Source organism: Blautia sp. 1001283B150304_161114_C9, assembly GCF_015668165.1.
In the GTDB taxonomy this organism is placed as follows: domain Bacteria; phylum Bacillota; class Clostridia; order Lachnospirales; family Lachnospiraceae; genus Blautia_A; species Blautia_A wexlerae.
The window spans coordinates 1-5,010 of record NZ_JADPGO010000067.1 but is presented as its reverse complement, the minus strand read 5'-3'; the positions used below and the strand labels follow the sequence as shown (position 1 = coordinate 5,010).

General features: G+C 39.7%; 8 protein-coding genes and 4 tRNA genes. 9 read left to right on the top strand and 3 right to left on the bottom strand.

Annotation, left to right across the window (positions count from 1 at the left end; translation table 11 throughout):
• The coding region (locus I4V44_RS17095; RefSeq protein ID WP_196003010.1) for a hypothetical protein at nucleotides 1-285 on the bottom strand (285 nt) is incomplete at its 3' end.
• A gap of 207 nt (nucleotides 286-492) precedes the next feature.
• On the opposite strand from I4V44_RS17095, the gene I4V44_RS17090 reads away from it, so the two are divergent.
• The 6 genes from I4V44_RS17090 to I4V44_RS17070 all read left to right on the top strand — a co-directional run bounded on the left by I4V44_RS17090 (nucleotide 493) and on the right by I4V44_RS17070 (nucleotide 3,072).
• Nucleotides 493-660 (top strand): hypothetical protein, encoded by a 168-nt coding sequence (locus I4V44_RS17090; protein WP_330380745.1) that lies wholly within the window; start codon nucleotides 493-495, stop codon nucleotides 658-660.
• Between the two features lie 320 nt (nucleotides 661-980).
• On the top strand, nucleotides 981-1,115 hold the full coding sequence (locus I4V44_RS17830; RefSeq protein WP_255656390.1) for a hypothetical protein: 135 nt from the start codon (nucleotides 981-983) through the stop codon (nucleotides 1,113-1,115).
• 39 nt (nucleotides 1,116-1,154) lie between these two features.
• Entirely contained in the window at nucleotides 1,155-1,655 is a 501-nt protein-coding gene (locus tag I4V44_RS17085) for a nitroreductase family protein (protein WP_055153831.1), read from the top strand.
• A gap of 57 nt (nucleotides 1,656-1,712) precedes the next feature.
• Nucleotides 1,713-2,273 carry an NUDIX hydrolase gene (locus I4V44_RS17080; protein WP_055153833.1) on the top strand — a complete coding sequence of 187 codons (561 nt, stop codon included), beginning with the start codon at nucleotides 1,713-1,715 and terminating at the stop codon, nucleotides 2,271-2,273.
• Between the two features lie 97 nt (nucleotides 2,274-2,370).
• Nucleotides 2,371-2,559: a hypothetical protein gene (locus I4V44_RS17075; protein WP_055153835.1), complete on the top strand. Its 189-nt coding sequence runs from the start codon at nucleotides 2,371-2,373 to the stop codon at nucleotides 2,557-2,559.
• Nucleotides 2,560-2,610: 51 nt separating this feature from the next.
• Entirely contained in the window at nucleotides 2,611-3,072 is a 462-nt protein-coding gene (locus I4V44_RS17070; RefSeq protein ID WP_201927497.1) for a virulence RhuM family protein, read from the top strand.
• A gap of 53 nt (nucleotides 3,073-3,125) precedes the next feature.
• Here the strand turns inward: I4V44_RS17070 and I4V44_RS17065 are convergent.
• Nucleotides 3,126-3,196: transfer RNA gene (locus I4V44_RS17065), tRNA-Trp, on the bottom strand.
• A gap of 110 nt (nucleotides 3,197-3,306) precedes the next feature.
• Nucleotides 3,307-3,394 (bottom strand) — tRNA-Ser (locus tag I4V44_RS17060).
• A gap of 202 nt (nucleotides 3,395-3,596) precedes the next feature.
• Here I4V44_RS17060 and epsC point away from each other — a divergent pair.
• The 3 genes from epsC to I4V44_RS17045 all read left to right on the top strand — a co-directional run bounded on the left by epsC (nucleotide 3,597) and on the right by I4V44_RS17045 (nucleotide 5,007).
• Nucleotides 3,597-4,523 carry a serine O-acetyltransferase EpsC gene (gene epsC / locus I4V44_RS17055; RefSeq protein WP_008705761.1) on the top strand — a complete coding sequence of 309 codons (927 nt, stop codon included), beginning with the start codon at nucleotides 3,597-3,599 and terminating at the stop codon, nucleotides 4,521-4,523.
• 337 nt (nucleotides 4,524-4,860) lie between these two features.
• Nucleotides 4,861-4,931 (top strand) — tRNA-Gly (locus I4V44_RS17050).
• A 3-nt stretch (nucleotides 4,932-4,934) separates the two neighbouring features.
• A tRNA-Gly gene (locus I4V44_RS17045) sits at nucleotides 4,935-5,007 on the top strand.
• The last annotated feature ends 3 nt before the right edge of the window (nucleotides 5,008-5,010 follow it).

Sequence of the window (5,010 nt, the reverse complement as noted above, 5' to 3'; positions counted from 1 at the left end):
ATTTGCTATAACATTATAAAAACGTGTATTTTTTAATCTGTAAGCTGTTTTTCCATTAACCGATACAGTAAGTGACGTATATGTTTCATCGTCGGTTTGATTGGCTGCTCTGATTCTGATTTTATCTTTCGTTCCATCACCGGTAACATCATATGCTGTGTATGTCCGATTTGCTTTTAATTGGACCCCATTTGCCGTTGCTTTTACGGGTCTGGAGAAAATAATTGCAAAACCAATTGCCAGAAACATAGTAAACACAGAAATAAAATTGTTTCTTTTTCTCATAAAACATGACCCCTTTCGTGTAGGAATTGCTATAATTTTTACATTTTTATTGTATCATTGTATATGTGCAAACTGTATTTTTTAAATTACAAAATCCTGAGATAATTTTATGAGAACCAATTCTCTTCTCGGTGCATCTAATTAGTGTAAAATTAAAAAAGCAAACACGTGTAGTAATTCGGCTGGACAAAAGGAGAAGACAAAGTTATGACAAAAGATGTATTTATTAAGGAGGTTTGGGATGCAGAAGCCATGCTGTATCATATATCAAAGTCCATTCTGAAGAATGATTCTGATTGTGGGGATGCTGTGCAGGAAACAATTCTAAATGAAAAAAATGGAAGTAACGCCCCTTTTATGGTCATTATATCTTGATTATGATGAAGCCAAAAACATTGACCAGTGGCTTGAAGTGAGGGAGTAAAACTTTTTTCTGCGATATAGAAAAATCTTCCCATAATTAGATACAGCCTACTGGGACTATTCGATACTCGGAAGGGCGTTACGCCCACACCAGGGAGATGCGGTGAGTCCGCGCCGGGGACTTAATGATATCGGCGACATTTTAGACATTCGGAAGGATGTCACGGCTGACAGCCAGCATAAAACCGCTTTTTAAGACTATGAGCACTGGATAACAAAAAAAGTTGTCCGGTGCTGTTTTTTATATTATAGTGATGAATGGGAAAAGATAGATGGGAAAACAACAGGATAGAGAGAAAATCGTGCAGAAAATTAAAGTAGCTGCCGATCTGTACAGGAAGCTACCCTTCTGTAAAATACCGGAAGAGCTGAAAAAATTGAGGCTTTATAAAATATACATGCTATAATAGGATCAACTGAATGATTCGTAAAGGAGACGAAAAGTTATGAACAGTATTTTTCACAGAATCAGTGTAAGAAAATATGAAGACAAACCAGTAGAAAAGGAAAAAATCATGGAAATCCTGAAGGCGGGAATGCAGGCGCCAAGTGCATGTAACCAGCAGCCTTGGGAATTTTATGTGGTAACAGACAAAGAAAAAATCCAGAAATTGTCCAAAGTAACACCATACACCGGCTGTGCAGCAGGGGCACCTGCAGTGATCGTACCAGTCTATCATACAGAAGGACTTGTTGCACCATCTTTTGCACAGATTGACATGTCCATTGCTCAAGAGAATATCTGGCTGGAAACAGATACTCTTGGTCTGGGCGGAGTATGGTTTGGCATTGCTCCGATAGAAGAACACATGGAAGAAGTTCACAGACTTCTGGGTCTTCCGGAAAATGTAAAAGTTTTTTCTATGTTTGCACTGGGTTATCCGGCAGAGACAAGACCGCAGCAGGACCGGTTTGATCCAGAAAGAATTCACTTCATCGAAGAATAAAGAACTGACAGAGACATGACTGTTTGAAATTATTTACAAATAAAGAAGGAAAAATAGATGGAATTATTTGACGTTATAGACAGCAAAGGTAATCCTGCCGGACAGATTGTATCAAGGGAAAAAGCCCATGCAGAAGGAATTCCCCACAGAACAGCTCACATATGGATTATTCGGAAAAAAGAGGGCAAAGTGCAGATTCTTTTACAGAAACGCTCACAAAACAAGGATTCTTTTCCGGGAAAATTTGATACTTCCTCGGCAGGACACATCCAGGCAGGAGACGAACCACTGGAATCTGCACTTCGGGAACTGAAAGAAGAACTGGGAATCAGCGCAACACCGGAACAGTTGCACTTTGCCGGAACCTTCCCCATATCTTTCACAAAAGAATTTCATGGAAAAATGTTTCGGGATGAAGAAATTGCTTTTGTCTACATCTATCAGGAGCCTGTGAATACAGCGGAACTTGTTCTTCAGACAGAAGAAGTAGAGGAAGTTCAGTGGTTTGATCTGGAAGAAGTATATGAACAGTGTGGAAAACGCAGGGAGATATTCTGTGTGCCCGAAGGGGGCCTGGGAGTGGTGCGGAGTTATCTGAAAAGCATTGAAAAGAATTAGGCTGAAAGGAAAACGCCCTGGAGCACGTTTATTACTCATAATGAAAGTGGAACAAAGTAGAGTGCAATAATTTGATAATATTGTAGTGGGTATACATATGAAATTATTTATGAATAAGAATGAGAAATATGAAGAGCCTGAGGTTCACATGTTTTTTCATAAACAAACGAAAGAAGTAGAGCAGGTTGAGAAGTTTGTAAGATCTCTTTCTATTACCGTTCCGGTTCAATATGAGGATGAAATCTATAAATTATATCCGTTGGTCTGGATTCCAGAGCTACTATGAATCTGGATGCTACCATAAAAGGCACTAATGTTAGAGTAGGAGAAATTTATTATGAAAAATGAATTGATTTTGTTTGAAACGGCAGATAAGGAGATAAAACTTAATGTGTCTGTTAAAGATAGCACTGTATGGCTTAACAGAAATCAGTTAGCTGAGTTATTTGAAAGAGACGTGAAGACGATTGGTAAACATATTAATAATGCATTGAAAGAAGAGTTGGATAATTCAGTTGTCGCAAAATTTGCGACAACTGCTTTAGACGGTAAAATTTACCAGGTAGAGCATTATAATCTGGATATGATTATTTCTGTTGGATATAGGGTAAAATCTAATCGAGGGGTGGAATTTCGTAAATGGGCGAACAAAGTCCTTAAACAATATATTATCCAGGGATATGCAATTAATGAAAAGAGATTGGAGGCATTGCAGCGTACAGTAAGTATACAAACTAAAATGTTGGCATCAACCCTGGAAGTGATTACTTCTATGATTACTTTTGATCATCCGAGATAAAACGAAAACGCCCGAAACCCAGTAAATACAAGGCTTTCGAGCGTTTTTAAGAGCAGGGGATGAGAGAATCGAACTCCCACCAAAGGTTTTGGAGACCCCTATCATACCATTTGACCAATCCCCTATCAAAACCAACTTGTAAAATTTCTTTTACTGTTGCAATTATACATATAAAAGCAACGATTGTCAAGCTTATTGTGCATTTTTATTATAAAGAATTTTACAAAGAAAGAGCGGAGATGGAGGGATTTGAACCCTCGCACCGGTTGCCCGGCCTGCCGCATTTCGAGTGCGGTCCCTTCAGCCTCTTGGGTACATCTCCATATTAAGATTAGAAACAGTTCTGAAGTGTAACCGGAACTGTTTTTTATTATATAAGGAATCTACGGAAAGGTCAATTCTTTTTTTATTGACGAATTGGTTTTGCTGTAATAAGATAATAACAAAATGCGGTTGTGTACCCTCTGGATTGCTATTGTCCGGGGACAATAAGCAGCTGCGAGGAAAGCAGATAGGTGACGATTATGACAGATAAGAAGAAAACAATTCTGGAGGCTGTGGAGAAGCTGACAGATACTTACCGTAAAGAAGAACTCTTTCTGGGAAAGGACAGAGAACGTCTTCCAAATAAGAAAGAGATTATTAACTTCATTAAAGATATGAGGTCTATTATTTTTCCCGGATATTTCAGTGTGGATTCCAGTGCCAGCGTGTTTCCGGAGCATTATGTGGCATATCGCCTGAATGATCTGTATGACTGCTTGCAGGAGCAGATTGAGATTGCATTTTTATATCAGGGTGAAGAGGAACAGAAGGCCAAAGAACATGCAGAGCAGATCACAGAGCGATTTTTTGCAAATGTTCCGGAAATCCAGCGTATGCTGCTGACTGACCTGCAGGCTGGTTTTGATGGTGACCCGGCTGCCAAGAGTAAAGAGGAGATTATTTTCTCTTATCCTGGATTTTATGCAATTTATGTATACAGACTTGCACATGTTCTTTATCTGGAAAATGTGCCGTTTATTCCAAGAATTATGTCTGAATATGCACATGGTTATACAGGTATCGATATCAATCCGGGTGCTACGATTGGAGAATATTTCTTCATTGACCATGGAACCGGTGTTGTAATCGGTGAGACTACGGAGATTGGAAAGAATGTGAAGCTGTATCAGGGCGTGACTCTTGGCGCACTTTCCACCCGTCAGGGACAGCTGCTTGCCAATGTGAAGAGACATCCGACGATCAGAGATAATGTGACGATTTATTCTAACTCTTCTGTGCTGGGCGGTGAGACTGTGATAGGAGAGAATACGATCATCGGAGGTAATACCTTTATTACAGCATCTATTCCGGCAAACACCAAGGTCAGTGCGAAGAGTCCTGAACTTGTGATTAAGAAACCAAGAAGTTCAGTGGAAGCTACGAATGTATGGGATTGGGAGAACTGATCTCTGGTTAACACTGTAAAATTTTGTTTTCCTGACAGGTTCCATCATATACAGTAAGTCCAGGCTTTCAGCGTGGAAAGTAATAAGTAGCAGGTGGAAATTTGCTTATATCAGGAGGAGTGAAAGCTCCTTCTGATAAACTGCATAGCAATTATTCGGTATAGAGCTGAGCAGCGAAACGGATGATTTTATCTGCGTGACAAATTGTTTGTCAGATGATGATTTGTATATGTTGTTAAAAAAATAGAAAAAATTTAAATTTAGTGTTGACAAATACAGTTTCATCATATATACTAATCTTCGTTGATGCGACAGAGATGCACAGACAACAAGCTGTGCGGGTGTAGTTCAATGGTAGAACACCAGCCTTCCAAGCTGGATACGTGGGTTCGATTCCCATCACCCGCTTATGCGATAGTGGCGTAGTTGGTAACGCGCGACCTTGCCAAGGTCGAGACCGCGGGTTCGAGCCCCGTCTATCGCTCTT